Source organism: Dermabacter sp. HMSC08H10 (genome assembly GCF_001807585.1).
Classification (GTDB): domain Bacteria; phylum Actinomycetota; class Actinomycetes; order Actinomycetales; family Dermabacteraceae; genus Dermabacter; species Dermabacter hominis.
In genome coordinates, this window is sequence record NZ_KV789425.1 from 118,696 (window position 1) to 135,596 (window position 16,901).

Here is a 16,901-nt window from a genome sequence, read left to right on the forward strand (position 1 = left end):
GGCGCTAGCGGGCTACTCGCGCCCCTCGAGCAGATCTGGCCTGCGCTCGGCAGTGCGCTCGAGTGAACGTTCGCGGCGCCACTTTTGGATGCGCGCGTGGTGGCCGCTGAGCAGCACTTCGGGCACGTCGCGCTGTACGCCATCGGGCGAGGTCCAACGCGCGGGCTTTGTATAGAGCGGGTACTCGAGCAGCCCGCTCGTGTGAGACTCCTCGACGATCGATTCGGGATTGCCCACGACCCCCGGCACGAGCCGCACGATCGCCTCGGTCATCGCGAGAACCGCAACCTCGCCACCGTTGAGCACATAATCACCGAGTGAGCTGAGCGCAACGCGCACGCCTTGATCGGCGAGGTACTCATAAACGCGCTCGTCGATCCCTTCGTAGCGGCCGCACGCGAAAATAAGCCACGGCTCCTCGGCCCGCTGTTCCGCAGCCCGCTGCGTAAACGGTTCGCCCGCCGGGTTCGGGAAAATAACGAGCGGTGAAGCGGAGCGATCGTCGGACTCCCCCTTCCCCGAGGCGAGCACATCCGCAAACGCTTCAGCCCACGGCTCGGGCTTCATCACCATGCCGGCCCCGCCACCCACGGGCGTGTCATCGACTGTGCGGTGACGATCGTGCGTGTAATCGCGCAAGTTGTGCAGGTGCACATCGATGAGCCCGTCCTTGCGGGCCTTGCCGATGAGGGAAAGCTCGAGCGGGGCGAGGTATTCGGGAAAAATCGTGATGACGTCGATACGCACGAGACGCTAGCCCTTCGCACCATCGCGCTCGCTCAGCGCGTTCTCGGGATCGAAGAGACCGCCGGGAGGATCCGCAACCACGAACCCGCCCTCAATGTCGACTTCGGGCACGAGCTCCTCGACGAACGGAAGCATGACGCGCCGGCCATCCACCGCCCGCACGATCAACAGGTCCTGCGCGGGATAGTGATCGAGCCCGATCACGGTGCCGAGCACTCGGCCATCGTCCGTACGGACTTCAAGCCCCTTGAGTTCCTCCGGGTACCACGCATCGGGATCCTCTTCAAACTCCTCGTCGCGATCCAGCTCGAGTACCAGATCTGCGCCGCGAAGCCCCTCTGCCGCCGTGCGATCGTGGATCTCGGCGAACTTCACGTACCACCGCCCTTGCTGTGTGCGCGTCGCGGCGAGCGTGAGCTGTTGGGGCGTTCCCTCGCCCCCGTCAACGTCGAAACGGGCACCCTTCACGAGGCGCTCTTCGGGAATATCGGTGCGTACGATGAGCGACACCTCGCCCTTGAGACCGTGAGCCTTGCCGATTGTGCCCACGACTACCGTCACGTTGTCACTCACCGGCAAGCTCACCTCCGCCGCCCTCGCCGCTCTCGCCCGGGTCCTCGCTCGGGAGGTCAACGGCGCCTTCGTATCCCGCTGCCTCGCACGCCGCGCCGAAACCATCGAGAGTCGCACGCGAGCCAGAAGAGTTCGGATCTCCGTCAAGAACTTTTTGGAACGGTTTCTGGACCTCGGTGAGGGCCTTCTTCACGCCCTCGTCATCGACGTTATCGATCTCGTCCTGGAGAATGTCGCTGAGGTTCTGGACCTTTGCACGATCGGACTTCGGAACATACTTGCCGCGAAAACCAATGGCTTTAAAGGAGTTCGAGGTGAAAACGTTGCCGTTGCGGTATTCGGTGAACAGCTGCGGCTTTGTCGCAAGCTCAGCACACACGAGTTTTGCGGGTTTCTTGCCCTTCTCACCGCCACCGCTCGCCCACGTCGCGTGCACCGACATCGGCGCGCACGCCGATGCGAGACCCTCGAGCACTCCCTTGAAGGCTTCGGTATCGGCGTCCTTCCCCTTCGCGGATTCAGTTTCGATCCAGTCGGCGACCTTGCCGGCCGCACCCTTAACATCCTCGGTGGATTCGGCAAACGTCCCACGCACATCCTCGGCGGCAGTCTGGAACATGTACTCGTTCGTACCGCCGATCTCAAGGGCACTCGCCCCCATGGCAATCGCCTGGAAGTACTCGGGCGAGACGTAATCTGGGTCGCCAAAGAACTGGGTGCACGCGTACTCGGTCGCGGGATCGACCTGGGGCTTCTTCTTTATCGTCGTGACCTCTACGGTGCCACCACCCGAGGGCTCACCGCCTGTCGAGCCGATTGCGTCGCACCCGGCAGCGCCGAGCGCCAGAAGTCCCGCTGCGCCGAAGGCAGCGAGCGGGCGAAGAATGCGGGAGAGCTTCATGGAATCCTCACTCACGGGTCTCATAAGGAAAGGCGGCAGCCGCGCCACACTGTAGCGTTGCTGCCGCCTCAAGGTGCGTTGTCACCGTTAGCGCTTGTCGGTGTCCACGATGTCCACGCGAATGTCGTCGTTGGACAGTGCCGTGGTCACGGTGCGCAGCGCCCGGGCCGTGCGACCCGAACGCCCGATCACGCGCCCGAGATCATCGGGGTGAACGCGCACTTCGAGCAGCGGCCCCCGGCGGGTCGACTTTTCCTTGACGCGCACGTCATCGGGGTTGTCGACGATCCCGCACACGAGGTGCGCGAGAGCTTCGGCGCGGGCACTCATGCTCAGGCCTCTTCGGTGGTCTCTTCGGAAGTCTCGGCCTCGGCACCCTCAGCCGACTCCTCGGAGGACTCGGCGTTCTCGGCAGCCTCAGCGGCTTCCTTCTCAGCGGCGGCTTCGGCCTCAGCCTTTTCCTTGGCGGCCTTGACCTCTTCGCGCTTTTCAGCGGCGGCCTTGTCAGCGGCGGCGATGCGCTCCTCGGCGCTCACCTTTGCTTCCTTGGCCTTGAGGGTGCCTTCGGTGCCCTCTTCACCCTTGAACTTTGCCCACTCACCGGTGACCTTGAGGATCGCGGCGACCTGGTCGCTGGGCTGGGCACCCACGCCGAGCCAGTACTGCGCGCGCTCCGAGTCGACTTCCATGAACGAGGGCTGCTCGTTCGGGTTGTACTTGCCGATCTCTTCGATCACGGCGCCATCGCGCTTCTTGCGCGAGTCAACAACAACGATGCGGTAAACCGGTGCATGGACCTTGCCCATGCGCTTTAGACGAATCTTGACGGCCACGAGGCTGTCTCTCCTTCTGCGTAAGAATGGGTGAGAATCGCGCCGCCCGTGGGGTCAACATAAGCTGCGCTTTCCTCGGCTGGACGTGCCCGGCCGGGTAGAGGGCTCCGGAGCGGGCACATACAAGGGTCAATTATGCCCGAAACCGGCCCCTCAGCGAAAGGCCGCAGCGTGTGCCACCGGGCACAGTTAAGGATCCGACGGCCGCTGCGCCTCCGCCGTTACTCGCCAGACAGCGGCGCCGAGCAATGGTCGGAAATACTGAGCGCAAAGAACCGATCGACGGCGAACGCGGGATAGCCCTCGCCGTCGGCACCTGCCCCGCTCTCCCAATCGCCGAGTCGCGCGAGCGTGAGCTCTTTGCGGAACTGCCTGAGCTTGCGATGCGTCTCGTGCGTATCGCCGGCCGTAGCGATCGCGCGAAAGTCAGCGAAGGCCTTTTCCACGCTCGAGCGTTCGTACAGCCTCACGGTTCCACCAACGGCGCCGGCCTGCGCGTCGGCCCACGTCAGTGGCTGATGCGCCGCAAGAAAGTCATCCACGCAAATCACGAGAGCATTGTGATCGCTGAGCGGATCGGCCCGCAGTTCACGCACGACCGCTTCGAGGGCTTCGTCCACGACGGCTGCCTGGTAGCCCTCACGCATAAGCCCGACGCGCGGGAACGACTGCGCCTCGATACGCTCGGCGAGAGCGAGCGAGCGCTCGACGTCTCCCTCAGTGAGCACGAGTTCCTCATCCAAGGTGTCGAGGAAACGATCGACGTTATCGATGCAGTAGCGCGCGCCACGCCTCGACGTGGGGAATCGAAGTCCCGAGGTGAGAGCGGGAAGGCTACCGGTCGTGACGGTGGACATCGGCTACTTTCCGAGCATCTTGCGAAGTTCTGGCGGAAGCTGATTCATGTCGAGGTTCGACAAGTCGGCGCTGGCGTCGGCGGAATTCCCCACCCCTCCAAACGCGCCCGCGCCGCCGAAGGCCGAACCCTTCTTCTGGGCCTGCTGCTCCGCCCACGCCTTTTCTTCGGCTGCGCGCTTCGCAGGGTTGCCCGAACGGGACTTCTTTTTGTTTTTCTTCGGGGACTGCATGCGTCCGCGGGATTTCTTGCCAAATCCCATGCCCGGCGCCCCGAAACCACCGCCGCCGGCCAGGCCCTTGCCCACCGAGCCCATCATCTTTTGCATCTGCTTGAACTGATCGAGCAGACGATTCACTTCGGTCACGGTCGTGCCGGAGCCCTTTGCGATGCGTGCTCGGCGTGTGCCGTTGATCTCTTTGGGGTTCGCGCGCTCGAACGGCGTCATGGACTGCACCATTGCTTCGATACGCGTGATCATCGAATCGTCGAACTGATCGATCGCCTGCTTGTACTGGCGCATGTTCGGCATCATGCCGAGCATCTTCTTCATCGAGCCCATCGACTTGATCTGCTGAAGCATCGACATGAAGTCGTTGAGGTTGAATTCTTCGCCCTGCGCGAGCTTCGAGGCGACCTTCTCGGCTTCCTCGCGGTCCATGCGCTTTTCAGCCTGCTCGATGAGGGTAAGCACGTCGCCCATATCGAGGATGCGGCTCGCCATGCGGTCCGGGTGGAACCGCTCGAAATCACCGAGTGCCTCACCGGTCGAGGCGAAGAGAATCGGGCGGTCGGTGATGCCCGTGATGGAGAGGGCCGCGCCACCGCGTGCATCGCCGTCGAGTTTCGACAGCACCACGCCCGTGAAGCCCACGCCGTCGCGGAACGCTTCAGCGACGCGCGCGGCATCCTGGCCGATCATCGCGTCGACGACAAAAAGGGTGTTGTCGGGGTTGACGGCATCGCGGATATCCCGCGCCTGCTGCATCATTTCTTCGTCGATGCCGAGGCGGCCCGCGGTATCAACAATCACAACGTCGTACTGCTCGTGCGCCGCCGTCGCGACACCGTCGAGGGCAACGACAACAGGGTCCCCCACGCCATTGCCGGGCTCGGGGGCGAACACCTTGACGCCCGCCCGCTCACCGACGATCTGGAGCTGGTTGACGGCATTGGGGCGCTGGAGGTCGGACGCAACGAGCAGCGGCGTGTGGCCCTCGTCCTTGAGGTACTTGGCAAGCTTGCCGGCAAGTGTCGTTTTACCGGCGCCCTGGAGGCCCGCGAGCATGATCACGGTTGGCGGGTTCTTCGCGAACTGGAGCTGGCCGGTCGCACCGCCGAGAACCTCGACGAGCTCAGCGTGGACGATCTTGACGACCTGCTGCGCGGGGTTCAGCGCCTTCGAGACTTCTGCGCCGAGGGCGCGCTCGCGCACGCGCGCGGCAAACTGCCGAACGACGGGGACCGCGACGTCCGCGTCAAGCAGTGCGCGGCGGATCTCACGCACGGTCTTGTCGATATCGGCCTCAGTGAGGCGGCCCTGGCCACGCAGGCCCTTGAGGGTCTTACTAATGCGATCGGAAAGATTGTCAAACACGAAAAAATAGCCTCGGGAAACTTGGGGCGGCGAGCGAGGTGACGGCGCGCACCCGTGGGGGCGCACCCCGCGAGCCGGAGCGCACCCATTGTAACGGGGGTCGATGCTCTCCGGCTCGCGCGAAAGAGGTGAGGGGAACTACTCGAGGAGCGCGTCCACGAACCCGTACGGGTCGAACGGCGTGAGGTCGTCCATGCCTTCACCGAGACCCACAAGCTTCACGGGCACGCCGAGCTCGCGCTGGACGTTGACGACGATGCCACCCTTCGCGGTGCCGTCGAGCTTCGTGAGCGCGATGCCCGTGACGTTCACGGCCTCAGCGAACACGCGCGCCTGCTGCATGCCGTTCTGGCCGGTCGTCGCGTCAAGGACGAGGATGACCTCCTGGATCTCGGCCCCCTTGAGGGCCTTCGAGGCGACGCGGCGAATCTTGCCGAGTTCGTCCATGAGCCCCTTCTTGTTCTGGAGGCGACCGGCCGTATCGATCACGACGACATCGACACCCTGGTCGATGCCGGCCTGAACAGCGTCGAAGGCGACCGAGGCCGGATCGGCGTTTTCGCGTTCGCTGCGCACGGTTGTGACGCCCACGCGCTCGCCCCACGTCTGGAGCTGCTCGGCAGCTGCGGCACGGAATGTATCGGCAGCCCCAAAGAGTACGGTGCGGCCTTCGGCGATGAGGACGCGGCCGAACTTACCGGTCGTCGTCGTCTTTCCGGTGCCGTTGACGCCGACCATCATGACGACGCTCGGCACCATCGAGCCGTCGGGCGCCTCGATCGCGCTCGCCGCGAGTCGACGGTCGAGGCCGGGGTTGACGAGCTTGACGAGTTCTTCACGCAGAATCTCGCGGACCGCGTCGGGGTCCTTCGTGCCGAGCACCTGCACACGATCGCGCAGCGCCTCCATCAGTTCGTCGGTCGCATCGGGGCCGAGGTCGGCCATGAGGAGGGTTTCCTCGATCTCGTCCCACGTGTCCATGTCGATATCGCCGCTCGTGAGCAGCGCGAGGATTCCTCGGCCAATCGATCCGGAGCGCTGGAGACGCGCGCGAAGGCGCACCATGCGATCGGCGGTCGGCTCAGGCGTCTCGACGGGGGCGTGCGGCTCGGCTTCGACGTCCGCCTGCTCGACTTCCTCGGCCGGAGCAACCGGCTCGGCGGGCTCGACGGGTTCGACGGGGTCGACCGGCTCAGCAGTTTCAACGGGTTCGACCGGCGCGACGGGCTCGACCGGTTCAACGGGTTCAGCGGGCGCCACGGGCGCGGCAGGGGTGGCCTCGGCTGTGTCCGACGCCTGCACGCCGCCCTCGTGCGGCACTTCGGCGTCGACGGGAGCCTGAGAGGCGTCGGCCCCCTCCTCCTCTTCGCTTCCCGCTTCGCGCGCGGGTTTCTTAGCAGGCGCCGAAAGCGACTCCCCCCACGTGGGGGCGGCGGGACGCTCCGGCTTTGCGGCTTCCTTGCGCTCGCCCTTGGCGTCTTTCTCCGGCGCCTCTTTGCCGTCGGTGTCACTTCCCGACGGCCGCGTGAGCGCCCACAACCCCGCCGCGATAACGGCGACACCGCCGCCGCTTGCGACGAGGGTCAATATCAGTTCGTTTAAGTCCATTAGCCCTCCCTTAACCAGCCACGCACGTGAGGGCGCGCGGCAAAGACTTCCTCGCTAGTGTACGAAAACGCCCGCGCAATCGCGGGCGTGGCTGTGGTGAGACGATGCGCGTGCAGCACCTCATGAAGCGAGACGCAACGGCTCGCTCTCTGCTCCGGCTTGATCGGTATTTGATGAGTCACGATCCGTGCGCGATGCGGCGCTGCGCCCTTCACGCTCACGCAGGGGCCAGGCTTGAACGGGCACGCTCGCGCGCATTGACGCCGAGGGGGTACGGCTCACTGACTTCGGCGAGCCCTTTGAACGCGAGGGAAGATTGCCCGACTTCTTCTGCGACATCACAACGACGGCGATGAGCCCCGCGGCCAGTGCGACGGCCACAAGCATGAAGAGGATGACAGATTCCATACCTGAAATTTTACCTCACCTTTACTCGAAAGATCGCGAGCGAAGGCCGTGAGTCCTGAATCTACGTGTGTTCTTCGCGATAGCGAATCCCGTACGAAGCCTCGACCTCACGCGCGCGTCACGCCGAGAGAGCCGGGAACCAAATAGCGATCTCGCGCGCGGCCGATTCGGGCGAATCCGAACCGTGGATGAGATTCTCAATCACGGGCTTTTCCCAGGCGCGACCCAGGTCACCGCGGATCGTGCCGGGGGCGGCCTCCGTCGGCTTTGTCGCCCCCATGAGCGTGCGCATCCCCGCGATGCACTCCTCCCCCGCGACAACCAGCGCAACAAGCGGACCCGAACTCATGAAGTCGAGCATGGGCGGGAAGAATGGCTTGCCCTCGTGCTCGGCGTAGTGCGCTGTGAGCTCCTCGAGGCTCGCAGCGCGCTGGTCGAGCGCGAGAATCTCGTAGCCCTTTTGCTCGATGCGGCGGATGATCTCGCCGCGAAGCTGGCGCTTTACGGCATCGGGTTTAAGGAGAATGAGCGTGCGTTCTTGTGTCATGCATCTCACCCTAGCGTGCCTCGGTGTCCTCTCCTAGAACGCGCCGATCGATCGCATCTTTCTCGCGGTCAAGCTGGCGCCCTTTGACGACGCCGAGCCAGTACAGCAGCGCAAAAAGCAGACCGACGACGTACATCGCGGGGACGAAAAGCCCGAGCAGGATAAACGGGACCTGGAGTGCAAGGCCGAGCCAATACGGCCATGCCTGTGACGATGAGAGCAGCCTCGCCGCGACGATCATGGCCGCGAGCAACGAGAGCGAAAGAATCCAGCTTGCGAGCCGAGTATCGGGGGCGAGACCGTGGGCGACGAGGCCGGCAAAAAGGGCCACGAAGCCTTCGCACGCGAGGGTCGTCGCACACAGCATCCGCTGCGCGCCGGACTTGCGGGTCGAGGGGGTGATATCCATGCCGCTCACTTCCCCACGCGCCCCAGGAGCTGGCGCACTTCTGCCGCGAGAGTGATGGAGCCGGTCGCAACGATGCCTGCGAAATCGTCGCCTTCCTGCTCGGCTGCATCAACGGCGGCTTGGATCGCATCGGGCAGGCTCGCCTGCTCAATGACGCGGTCCTCGTCCCCGAAGATGTCGCGCGCCTCCATCGCGAGCAGGTCCGTGGGGATTGCGCGCGGCGACGTGCTCTCGGTAATGACGACGATGTCGAAGAGCGGTTCGAGGATCGCGAGGATCTCGCTCGCGTCTTTCTCCTTGAGAATGCCCACGATCCCCACGGTGCGTGTAAACCGGAAGCTCTCTCGCACGGTTTCGACGAGAACCTCGGCTCCCGCTGGGTTGTGGGCGGCATCGACGAGGATTGTCGGGGCCTGGCGCACGACTTCGGCGCGACCCGGGGATGTCACGCGCTCGAGGCCCGCGCGGACGAGATCGCCGTCAAGTGGGGCATCACCACCCGTGAGGAGCGCCTCCGCCGCTGCGATCGCGAGAAGCGCGTTGTGTGCCTGGTGGGCGCCCAGAAGCGGAACAAAGACCTCTTCGTAGCGCGCGGCGATCGACTGCACCGCGATCATCTGCCCGCCGACCGCGGGTACGCGATCGAGCACGCCGATCTGCTCCCCTTCAATTGCGGCGGTCACGCCGAGCTCGGCGCAGCGATTCTTAAGCACGTCGAGCGCGCCGGAGAACTGCTGCGCGGCAATCACCGCGAGCGCACCTTCCTTGAGGATTCCCGCTTTCTCCCCGGCGATCTCCTCGATCGTCTCCCCGAGGTAGTCCTGGTGATCGAAAGCGATCGGGGTGATCACGGTGACGTCGGGATCGATGACATTCGTCGCGTCCCAGCGGCCCCCGAGGCCCACCTCGACGATCGCGACGTCGACCGGCGCACTCGCGAATGCTTGGAACTGCATGGCCGTGAGGAATTCGAACATGCTGATTCGCACGCCAGTCTCGGCGAATTCACGGTCGACGACCTCGGCGAAAGGGAGCACGTCTTCGTACGCCTGGACGAAGCCCTCTTCGCTGATGGGCTGCCCATCAAGCGCAATACGTTCGGTGGGCGTGTGCATATGTGGGCTCGTGAGTCTTCCCGTGCGAAGGCCCGCCTCGATAAGGAGCGCTTCGGCGATGCGCGCGGTCGATGTTTTCCCGTTCGTGCCCGCGATGTGGAAGGTGCGGTATGCGCGTTCGGGATGCCCCATGAGCTCGAGGAGGCGCGCTATGCGTGTGAGGCTCGGCTCGATCTCGTTTTCGGGGGCGCGCGATTGCAGATCCGTCCACGCCCTCGTGAACGCTTCGCTGTGCTCGATGCCGCCTGGCCGTGCCATGTACTGCTTCACTCTGCCTTTCGCGCCGGTGATACGTGGGTTTCAGTGTAGTGCGGCCTTGCCGGGGAGGGGATCCGCGAGGGCCGCCCAGGGCGCGGCTCGTGCTCCACACCTCACGGCCGCCCCCAGACGCCACGGCGCGCACGCGTGGAGTCCGACGGTTGCCTACTCTCAAGTTGAGCACGCGGTCACAGGGGTCGCCGCGGTTCACGGGAAGCGCAAAGGGGTAGGGCGTGGGCGATTTTCTAGGCATGGATACCGAGCAGGCGCGTAACTCTGCGCGCGCTCTCAACGACCTTGCGGGACGACTCACCGCGGATGCGACTCGCGTGAAAGACGAAGCGGGGGCAGTCCCGTGGGAGGGCGCGGATGCCGAAGCCTTCCGCGCGCGCGTTTCGAGCATCGTTGCACCCGGAATGCACGAGGCCGTGAAGCAGCTTTTCGCACTTGCACACGCGCTCGAGAGCAATGCGCTCGAGCAGGATGCGGCGTCGCACGCGAGCGACGCCGCGAGCGGAGGCGCCGGTTCGGCGTCCGCCCTAGGTCTCGCAGAGGCGACACGTGCGCAGGTACTCGGGATCACCGCTCTCGCGGGTATCGCTCATGGGATGAGGAACCTGTTTGGCCGCGGCTCCAAGCGCGTTCGAGCAGTGGGAAGGCCCAATACCCACACGTTCAACCACGAGATCGGCAAAATCGCGCTCGAGACCATCGACTATGCCAGCGCGCTCGGCAGGAAACACTTCCACAACCCTCGGTTCACGGTCACCCCGACGACCGAACAAAGCACGCTCGTGAGCATCAGCGACTACAAGGATTCGCACCCACCGCGCACACTCGCGGACTTGCTCTACTTCACCGAGGAGGCACGCCACGCACGCGACGCGGGCGAAGACCGCGAAAACTATCGTGTACAGCACTTTCGCACCTCGACGGGAGAAGAAACCTACGTGATGTACATGCCTCCCACCCAGATCGGTATGGGCACGGAAAAGGCGTGGGATGGAACCGCCGGTAACTCGCGCGACTGGGCCTCAAACCTGGGGATGATGGCGGGCATGGACGTCACGACGATGAAGAACGCGCGCGCTGCGCTCGAAGCCGCGGGCGTTCCCAAAGGCGCAAACCTCATGCTCGTTGGACACTCCCAGGGAGGCCTCGCAGCAGTCTCGCTCTCCTCAAAACATGACTTCAATGGCGAAGACGGCTACAACGTCACGGATATCGTCACCTTTGGTTCTCCCGTGGACGCCTACATTCCCGCGCAATCGAACACCAAGGTCTTCGCGATCGCGCACAAGCAGGGGCTGCGACCCTACGCGGACACCATTCTTGGTGGCCCCTCACAAGCGGGAATCTCCTTCACGGTCGACCCTGTTCCACTCCTCGATCTCGGTGGACTCAACGGTCCGCACTCACCGCAAGTCACCAACATTGATCTCACCCCCGCGACGGACCACGACGCGGGTTTCAACACAGGAATCTCCTTTTTCCAACCGGGGCAAGCGCCGGCGGAAGTGAAGTGGCCGGGCTACGATCTGAGGGCCGTTCACGACTCGCTTCGGCGCCTACCCGACGGCTCGATCGACCCGCACTACGGCTATTACCCAACGCTCCTCGCGCAGCAGGAACTCAATTCCGACCTGCTCGAAGTCAAGGGCGACATCGACGGCCTCTACATGGGCGAAGGCCTCACGCTCGTCGAAGACATAAACGTCCAGTTCGTTCGTGAGCCCGCAACCGCCATCGAGCCCGGCGGCACAAACGATGACGGGGGAATCGACCGCTCGACTCCCCCGCCACCGGATGACCTTCTCGACAAGTGGCGTTAAGCGCGCTTCACCTGAACGGTAACGCTCGCCCCGGTGACCTTCTCGGTCGTCTCGAAGTCGGCGCCCGCGAGCGCACCCTCGCTATACGCAACGCTCGTGGCGAGAACCTCGTGGCAAACGAGGGTCTCGAACGCACGCACGGCCTCGAGAACACTTTCGGATCCCGCAACCGCGAGCGAAATGCGGTCCGAAACCTCGAAGCCTGCCTCGCGGCGAGCGGACTGCACCACACGCACGACGTCACGCGCGAGGCCCTCCGCCTCAAGCTCGGGGCTCACGCGAGTGTCGAGAACGATGAAGTCACCACCGCGCAGAACCCCGATTGAGCGGCCTTCCGCATCCGAGCTATCGCCCGCGACAAGGTCGAGCGTGTACTCGCCCTCGACGAGGTCGAGGCCGCCCGAGGTGACGGTGCCGTCCTCGGCGACGCTCCAGTCGCCGCTCTTCGCGCCCTTGATCGCACGCTGCACGTCCTTACCGAGGCGCGGGCCAGCGACGCGGGCATTCACGCTCAAGCGCTGCTCGACGCCCATCTTTCCGGCCTCCTCGCTCGCGACATCGAGCAACCGCACGGCCTTGACATTGAGCTCATCGCGGATGATGTCGGTGAACGGCTCGAGGCGTGCAGCATCGACCGCCACGACGGTCAGCTCCGCGAGCGGGAGGCGGGCACGCAAGCCCTCCTTCTTGCGCAGCGCGTTGCCCTGCGAACACACCTGGCGCACGGCGTCCATCTCCTCGACGAGCGCGTCATCCGCGGGGAACAGGGAAGCATCGGGCCAATCGGTGAGGTGCACGCTCCGCTCACCCGTGAGCTCACGGTAAATTTCCTCGGTCACGAGCGGAAGCAGAGGCGCGGCAACCCTCACGAGGGTCTCGAGGCACGTGTAAAGCGTGTCGATCGCGGCTTCATCGCCCTCCCAGAAACGCTCGCGGGAACGGCGCACGTACCAGTTCGTGAGTGCATCCAGGTACTGGGCGATCGCTTCACCGGCATCAGCAATCCGCAACTCGTCGAGGCAGTCCTGCGCCTCGCGAACGAGTTGCCCCGTACGCGCAAGCAGGTAGCGATCCATGACGTCCTCGGAGTCATAGCGAACCTTGGCCTCGTAGCCGGTCGGCTTACCGTCGGAATCCTTCTCCCCCGCCGCATTCGCGTATAGAGCGAGGAAGTACCAGGTATTCCACAGCGGAAGAACGGCCGTGCGAACCGCATCGCGAATGTTGCTTTCCGCGACCACGAGGTTGCCGCCGCGCAAAATCGGCGAATTCATGAGGAACCAGCGCATCGCGTCCGCGCCGTACGAATCGTACATTTCGCGCACGTCCGGGTAGTTCCTGAGCGACTTCGACATTTTGTTGCCGTCGTCGCCAAGGACGATGCCGTGGCAGATGACGTTCTTGAAGGCCGGGCGATCGAACAGTGCGGTTGAGAGCACGTGCATGACGTAGAACCAGCCGCGGGTCTGCCCGATGTATTCGACGATGAAGTCGGCAGGGTTGTGCGAGTCAAACCACTCTTCGTTGTCGAAGGGGTAGTGCACTTGCGCGAACGGCATCGAGCCCGAGTCGAACCACACGTCGAAAATGTCCTCGATGCGCCGCATGGTTGACTTGCCCGTCGGGTCGTCGGGGTTGGGGCGCGTGAGGTTATCGATGTACGGACGGTGGAGGTTCACCTCGCCGTTCTCGTCGCGCGGAAGCTCACCGAAGGCTTCCTCGATCTCCGCGAGCGAGCCGTACACCTCGATGCGCGGGTAGTTCGGGTCATCGCTCTTCCACACGGGAATGGGCGTACCCCAGTAGCGGTTGCGAGAGATTGCCCAGTCGCGTGCGCCTTCGAGCCACTTTCCGAACTGGCCGTGCTTCACGTTGCCGGGAACCCAGTTGATCTCCTCGTTCAGTTCGAGCATCCGCTCGCGCTGATCTGCAACCTTCACGAACCACGAGCCGACGGCCTTGTAGATGAGGGGGTTGCGGCAGCGCCAGCAGTGCGGGTAACTGTGCACGTAGCTCTTCTCCTGGAAGAGCCGGCCATCTGCCTGAAGAAGGCGGATGAGAGGGCGATTAGCCTCAAACACCTGCAGACCCACGATCGAATCGAGCGCAGTCCCGCGGAACGTCTCGAGGAACTTTGCGCCTTCGTCGACGCTCACCACCACGGGGATGCCGTATTCGGCGTTGATTTTCTGGTCGTCCTCACCGTATGCGGTTGCCTGGTGCACGATGCCCGTACCGTCGCTCGTCGAGACGTAGTCGGCGACAGTGATGATCCAAGCCTTCTCGAGGCCCCACTTTTCGCGGTCCTGTGCGTACACGTCCCACAGCGGGGTGTACTCGACGTATTCAAGTTCGGAACCGGCATACACACGCTCGCCGAGAGCCGCGAGAACGTCCTCTTCACCGTCGTAGCCGAGTTCCTTCGCGAACGCGCCGGCGAGATCCTTCGCGAGGAGGTAGGTCGCACCACCGGCGGGGGTGCCGTCGGAACTTCCGTTCGGGCCCGCCGGAACCGTCACGTACTCGACCTCCGGGCCCACCGCGAGCGAGAAGTTCGTGGGGAGGGTCCACGGGGTCGTCGTCCATGCGAGAGCCTTGACGCCGTCGAGTGCGAGCTCGGCCGCCTTCTGGCCCGTGAGCGGGAACGTCACGACGACGGAGGCATCCTGGCGGTCCTTGTACACGTCGTCGTCCATGCGCAGCTCGTGGGAGCTCAGCGGGGTCTGGTCAACCCAGCAGTACGGGAGAACCTTGTAGCCCTCGTACGCGCGGTCCTTGTCGTAGAGCTGCTTGAACGCCCACAGCACCGACTCCATGAACGTCACGTCGAGCGTCTTGTAGTCGTTGTCAAAATCGACCCAGCGCGCCTGGCGCGTGACGTAGTCGATCCATTCGTTCGCGTACGTCAGCACGGAGCCGCGCGCGGCATTGTTGAATGCCTGCACGCCCATCTCTTCGATTTCGCGCTTCTCGGTGAGGCCAAGTTCCTCCATCGCAGCGAGCTCGGCGGGAAGCCCGTGGGTGTCCCACCCGAAACGGCGCTCCACGAGGTTGCCGCGCATGGTGCGGTAGCGCGGGACGACGTCCTTCGCGTAGCCGGTGAGGAGGTGGCCGTAGTGCGGCAGGCCGTTCGCGAACGGCGGGCCGTCGTAGAACACGAACTCTTCGGCGCCCTCGCGGCGACGAATGGATTCGGCGAATGTGTCGTCCTCTTTCCAGAAGGCGAGCACCTCGTCCTCGAGCTTCGGGAGGTTTGGTGAACTCGTGAGGCTCTTACCGTTCTTGGGGTATGCCATGCGCGCTCCTCGGCTTTATGCGTGACCTGGGGCCACGACCTAGCTGTGTAGTCTTCGGGCCCGAGGACGCACGAGGGCGCGGTACCACCTCGGTTAGCGCGCGGCTCGCGGGGCTTCGCCTAGCGCTCACTCTTTCCTCAGCTGTGACGGGCTGGTCCCGGCGGGTTCTACTTGGCGGCGCGGGGGCGTGAGAGCCCGACGCTTGCCGTTCTTCCCGCGGCTACCCGGTGATGGCCGGATCGACGCCGTTTGAGACCAAAAGTATCACGAGGCTGGCGCGTCACGGTCACTTTCGTGATCGTCCTCGCCGCTTTCGGGGTGAGACTTCCCGAACGAGCCGAGCAACATGCACACGCACAGGATCACGATGACGCCAGCCGCGGTCACCCACGAGGGCATCGCACCGCCGAGGATGAGCACGAGAGCGAGGAACACGGTCATGGCGACGAGAAAGACCCCGACGGCAAACGTGAATGAATCGCGCCTCATGCTTTCGCTCCTTCCCGCACGTAGGTGACGTCGCCGAAGATAGTGCGGCCATCGATCTGGATGGTGACGTGCGACGGGTCCCAGCGGCTATACCCCTTTGCCTCCGAATTCGTCGTTGTGCCGAGAGTCGAGGCGAGGGTCGAGTTCACGCGCCAGTCCTCTTCGGGGAGGATGACCGTGATGTTGCCGACGCTGCGATTGCACACGATTGTGAGCGAGAGGTCCACGAGGAGCGGATCCGGCTCGCCATTCGCCACGGCCCACGAGGCCCGCGCCTCTTCATCCGTCGGGGGATCGCCAAGCTCACTCAGGTCGATCACGACGGGGCGCGACCATTCGCGCACGCCACCGCCGGTGCACTCGAGGTAGGAGCCGGGTTGGAACTCATCGACGCTCATGTAGATCGGGGCGTTGCCGCGTGAGTCGGTCAGGCGCACCCACGACACGGACACGGCGAAGACGAGCAAAGAGGCGATCCCGAACGCGAGAATCTGACGGCTGCGCTTGCCTCGCGCTCCCGCGATGATGAGCACCGTGCCGCAGGCAAGCGTGATGGCGGCGGCGCCGACACCCACGCGTGGGATGACTTCAAGCGGCCCGTTCGGGTTAAGTGCCGGGAAGAGGCCAGGGAGGTAGCTGACGAGGGAGAAAACGGCGACGCCAAGAAAAACGAAGGCCGCGAAAAGCCACAGGACCGTGCGCCCCCTGATCATGCCTGCGCCGCGTGCATCGTTCGAGTCGGGGCTGCTGGGGTCACCTTCCGCGCCCCATGCAGCCGGTGCTTCGCTTCGAAGCCGCGCGAGTGTGCGAAGCGCCTCGCGATCGTCGATGATGCCGGCTTGTTCCGCAAGACGCATGAACAGGTAGGTCGTGCGGGCGCGGCTTACGCGCCAACCGCCCCAGACGACGATGACGCCGAGCACAAGCGAGATCGGGACGAGGAACGCGAGGACGATCGGGGCATACACAATGTACGCCCACACGATCGCGACACCGAGAGCGAGGGCGGGAAGTACGAGGAGTGCGACGATGAGGTCCCCCGGCTGAGGTCGCCTGCGGATCACCGCACGCGCGGGGGTGTCGTAGCGGGCGTTCTCGGCACCAGCGCGCACCTCCACTCCCCCGCGTGCACGAACGCGTTCGGGGCGCGGAAGTGCAAGGTAGAAAACGAGATACACGAAGAGACCGGGGCCGAGAAGCACGAGCGCGAGCGTCCAGATGCGCACGAGCCTCACGGGCAGCCCGTAGGCGTGCGCGAGAGCCGTGCACACGCCTGCGGCGAGCCCCTCGCCGGGGCGACGCGCAAGCCCATAGCGGAGCGCGAACGTCGTCGCGTCCGAGTTCGTCTGCGCGGTCGCGAGCGCGGCGATCGTGCGGTCGGTGCGCTCTGCATCGCGAGGAGGCTCGCGGTGCGCCGAGGGGGATGTCATGT

General features: G+C 64.6%; 16 protein-coding genes. 1 reads left to right on the plus strand and 15 read right to left on the minus strand.

Features of this window, described 5'->3' with window-relative positions:
* Positions 1 to 12: 12 nt before the first annotated feature.
* The 12 genes from trmD to HMPREF3176_RS06340 all read right to left on the minus strand — a co-directional run bounded on the left by trmD (position 13) and on the right by HMPREF3176_RS06340 (position 9,852).
* The gene (gene trmD / locus HMPREF3176_RS06285; protein WP_070458973.1) at positions 13 to 747 is read right to left on the minus strand and encodes a tRNA (guanosine(37)-N1)-methyltransferase TrmD; all 735 of its coding nucleotides are present in this window, start codon (positions 745 to 747) and stop codon (positions 13 to 15) included.
* 6 nt (positions 748 to 753) lie between these two features.
* Positions 754 to 1,320, minus strand: coding sequence for a ribosome maturation factor RimM (gene rimM, locus HMPREF3176_RS06290; protein WP_232049674.1), 567 nt, complete (start codon positions 1,318 to 1,320; stop codon positions 754 to 756).
* Positions 1,313 to 2,236, minus strand: a complete 924-nt coding sequence (locus HMPREF3176_RS06295; protein WP_141742377.1) for a hypothetical protein — start codon at positions 2,234 to 2,236, stop codon at positions 1,313 to 1,315. Before HMPREF3176_RS06295 ends, rimM begins: the two co-directional genes overlap by 8 nt.
* Before the next feature lie 72 nt (positions 2,237 to 2,308).
* On the minus strand, positions 2,309 to 2,551 hold the full coding sequence (locus tag HMPREF3176_RS06300) for an RNA-binding protein (RefSeq protein WP_016663066.1): 243 nt from the start codon (positions 2,549 to 2,551) through the stop codon (positions 2,309 to 2,311).
* A 2-nt stretch (positions 2,552 to 2,553) separates the two neighbouring features.
* Positions 2,554 to 3,054, minus strand: a complete 501-nt coding sequence (gene rpsP, locus HMPREF3176_RS06305) for a 30S ribosomal protein S16 (RefSeq protein ID WP_034370277.1) — start codon at positions 3,052 to 3,054, stop codon at positions 2,554 to 2,556.
* A 221-nt stretch (positions 3,055 to 3,275) separates the two neighbouring features.
* Positions 3,276 to 3,911, minus strand: coding sequence for a hypothetical protein (locus tag HMPREF3176_RS06310; protein ID WP_070458978.1), 636 nt, complete (start codon positions 3,909 to 3,911; stop codon positions 3,276 to 3,278).
* Between the two features lie 3 nt (positions 3,912 to 3,914).
* Positions 3,915 to 5,507, minus strand: a complete 1,593-nt coding sequence (gene ffh, locus HMPREF3176_RS06315; RefSeq protein ID WP_070435772.1) for a signal recognition particle protein — start codon at positions 5,505 to 5,507, stop codon at positions 3,915 to 3,917.
* 138 nt (positions 5,508 to 5,645) lie between these two features.
* The gene (gene ftsY, locus HMPREF3176_RS06320) at positions 5,646 to 7,115 is read right to left on the minus strand and encodes a signal recognition particle-docking protein FtsY (protein ID WP_070458980.1); all 1,470 of its coding nucleotides are present in this window, start codon (positions 7,113 to 7,115) and stop codon (positions 5,646 to 5,648) included.
* Positions 7,116 to 7,235: 120 nt separating this feature from the next.
* Entirely contained in the window at positions 7,236 to 7,523 is a 288-nt protein-coding gene (locus tag HMPREF3176_RS06325) for a hypothetical protein (RefSeq protein WP_070458982.1), read from the minus strand.
* A 118-nt stretch (positions 7,524 to 7,641) separates the two neighbouring features.
* A complete protein-coding gene (gene ndk / locus HMPREF3176_RS06330) occupies positions 7,642 to 8,070 on the minus strand; it encodes a nucleoside-diphosphate kinase (RefSeq protein WP_070458984.1) in 429 nt (142 codons plus the stop codon).
* 10 nt (positions 8,071 to 8,080) lie between these two features.
* Entirely contained in the window at positions 8,081 to 8,479 is a 399-nt protein-coding gene (locus tag HMPREF3176_RS06335) for a DUF4233 domain-containing protein (RefSeq protein WP_016663073.1), read from the minus strand.
* A gap of 5 nt (positions 8,480 to 8,484) precedes the next feature.
* Complete coding sequence (locus HMPREF3176_RS06340; RefSeq protein WP_016663074.1) at positions 8,485 to 9,852, minus strand: bifunctional folylpolyglutamate synthase/dihydrofolate synthase; 1,368 nt, start codon at positions 9,850 to 9,852, stop codon at positions 8,485 to 8,487.
* A gap of 233 nt (positions 9,853 to 10,085) precedes the next feature.
* On the opposite strand from HMPREF3176_RS06340, the gene HMPREF3176_RS06345 reads away from it, so the two are divergent.
* A complete protein-coding gene (locus HMPREF3176_RS06345) occupies positions 10,086 to 11,684 on the plus strand; it encodes a WXG100 family type VII secretion target (RefSeq protein WP_016663075.1) in 1,599 nt (532 codons plus the stop codon).
* Here the strand turns inward: HMPREF3176_RS06345 and ileS are convergent.
* The 3 genes from ileS to HMPREF3176_RS06360 all read right to left on the minus strand — a co-directional run bounded on the left by ileS (position 11,681) and on the right by HMPREF3176_RS06360 (position 16,899).
* The gene (gene ileS, locus HMPREF3176_RS06350; RefSeq protein ID WP_070458986.1) at positions 11,681 to 14,980 is read right to left on the minus strand and encodes an isoleucine--tRNA ligase; all 3,300 of its coding nucleotides are present in this window, start codon (positions 14,978 to 14,980) and stop codon (positions 11,681 to 11,683) included. The two genes, HMPREF3176_RS06345 and ileS, sit on opposite strands and share 4 nt — an antisense overlap.
* A gap of 264 nt (positions 14,981 to 15,244) precedes the next feature.
* Positions 15,245 to 15,469, minus strand: a complete 225-nt coding sequence (locus HMPREF3176_RS06355; RefSeq protein WP_070458988.1) for a hypothetical protein — start codon at positions 15,467 to 15,469, stop codon at positions 15,245 to 15,247.
* Positions 15,466 to 16,899, minus strand: coding sequence for a PspC domain-containing protein (locus tag HMPREF3176_RS06360; protein ID WP_070458990.1), 1,434 nt, complete (start codon positions 16,897 to 16,899; stop codon positions 15,466 to 15,468). Before HMPREF3176_RS06360 ends, HMPREF3176_RS06355 begins: the two co-directional genes overlap by 4 nt.
* Between the last annotated feature and the right edge of the window lie 2 nt (positions 16,900 to 16,901).

What these genes read in the sequence shown, in the direction of transcription:
- HMPREF3176_RS06355 (WP_070458988.1), bottom strand. Translation starts at nt 15,469, where the DNA reads ATGAGGCGCGATTCATTCACGTTTGCCGTCGGGGTCTTTCTCGTCGCC.
- HMPREF3176_RS06340 (WP_016663074.1), bottom strand. Translation starts at nt 9,852, where the DNA reads ATGGCACGGCCAGGCGGCATCGAGCACAGCGAAGCGTTCACGAGGGCG.
- ftsY (WP_070458980.1), bottom strand. Translation starts at nt 7,115, where the DNA reads ATGGACTTAAACGAACTGATATTGACCCTCGTCGCAAGCGGCGGCGGT.
- ileS (WP_070458986.1), bottom strand. Translation starts at nt 14,980, where the DNA reads ATGGCATACCCCAAGAACGGTAAGAGCCTCACGAGTTCACCAAACCTC.
- HMPREF3176_RS06300 (WP_016663066.1), bottom strand. Translation starts at nt 2,551, where the DNA reads ATGAGTGCCCGCGCCGAAGCTCTCGCGCACCTCGTGTGCGGGATCGTC.
- HMPREF3176_RS06335 (WP_016663073.1), bottom strand. Translation starts at nt 8,479, where the DNA reads ATGGATATCACCCCCTCGACCCGCAAGTCCGGCGCGCAGCGGATGCTG.
- ndk (WP_070458984.1), bottom strand. Translation starts at nt 8,070, where the DNA reads ATGACACAAGAACGCACGCTCATTCTCCTTAAACCCGATGCCGTAAAG.
- HMPREF3176_RS06360 (WP_070458990.1), bottom strand. Translation starts at nt 16,899, where the DNA reads ATGACATCCCCCTCGGCGCACCGCGAGCCTCCTCGCGATGCAGAGCGC.
- HMPREF3176_RS06325 (WP_070458982.1), bottom strand. Translation starts at nt 7,523, where the DNA reads ATGGAATCTGTCATCCTCTTCATGCTTGTGGCCGTCGCACTGGCCGCG.
- HMPREF3176_RS06310 (WP_070458978.1), bottom strand. Translation starts at nt 3,911, where the DNA reads ATGTCCACCGTCACGACCGGTAGCCTTCCCGCTCTCACCTCGGGACTT.